Source organism: Frankia sp. CcWB2 (assembly GCF_977927585.1).
The window spans coordinates 1,725-2,791 of record NZ_CDWRCM010000258.1 but is presented as its reverse complement, the minus strand read 5'-3'; the positions used below and the strand labels follow the sequence as shown (position 1 = coordinate 2,791).

The window sequence follows — 1,067 nt, the reverse complement described above, 5'->3', positions numbered from 1 at the left end:
TTGGGAACGTGTGCCCGGTGCCAACCTCGGTGATGGAATTCCCCCGCGGCGCCCGGCGCATACGATCGAGACCCATCCGGACGCCGGCTGACCAGGCACCCGCAGAGATCGATCTGAAGAGAAGAGAGGCGCATGGCCGAGGAGCTGTACGCGACGCTGCGGACGACTCAGGGGGACATCGAGATCCGCTTGTTCCCCGACCACGCTCCCAAGACGGTGCGGAACTTCGTCGGCCTCGCGACCGGCACGCAGGAGTGGACGGACCCGGCGACCGGTGCCAAGAAGACCGGCACGCCGCTGTACAGCGGAACGGTCTTTCATCGGGTCATTCCGAACTTCATGATCCAGGGCGGTGACCCGCTGGGCTCCGGTCGAGGCGGTCCGGGCTACCGGTTCGCCGACGAGTTCCATCCGGACCTGACCTTCAACCGGCCGTACCTGCTCGCGATGGCGAACGCCGGACCGGGGACCAACGGCTCGCAGTTCTTCGTCACGGTCGCGCCCACCGACTGGCTCAACCGCAAGCACACCATCTTCGGTGAGGTCACGCGGGGAACCGACGTGGTGGATGCGATTGCCAAGGCGCCGACCGGGGCGCAGGACCGGCCGAAGTCTGACATCGTCATCCAGGAGATCGTGATCGACCGCCGGTCCGCCTGACCGGCCGGTCCCCGCCTCGAACCCGGGAGTACGGCGCATGAGAGCTCCAGCCGCGCGGCGTGCGTGGTCGCCGGCCACCGCATGCGTACGGGCGGCCGGACATGTTCACGTCAGCCGTACTCCTCGGGCGGCGATGCCGGCCGCCGGGGCGGCGTGGTGACAGCGAACCCGCCCGTCGAACCGCCCACGGATGACCAGCCGGGCGGCCCGGAGCAGCGCCCGGCTGGCTCGGGCCACCCGGTGGCCGAGCCGGGGTGGCGACCCACGGTCGGCCCGGCGCCCGGCTGGTCGGGGTGGACTCCACCTTCCGGTCCCGGCGGCCCTCCCGCGGGCGGACCGCCCGCCGGCCGGCCGCAGCCACCCGGCGCCGCGGTGATCCCGTACTGCTACCGCCATCCAGACCGGGA

1 protein-coding gene is annotated in these 1,067 nt (G+C 71.3%); it reads left to right on the top strand.

What is annotated here, in order from left to right:
- Positions 1–132 precede the first annotated feature (132 nt).
- On the top strand, positions 133–660 hold the full coding sequence (locus ACY45C_RS19825) for a peptidylprolyl isomerase (RefSeq protein ID WP_462189065.1): 528 nt from the start codon (positions 133–135) through the stop codon (positions 658–660).
- Positions 661–1,067: the final 407 nt, after the last annotated feature.

Bases quoted from the DNA above. Each gene is read 5' to 3' on its own strand.
- ACY45C_RS19825 (WP_462189065.1), top strand. From the start codon at position 133: ATGGCCGAGGAGCTGTACGCGACGCTGCGGACGACTCAGGGGGACATC.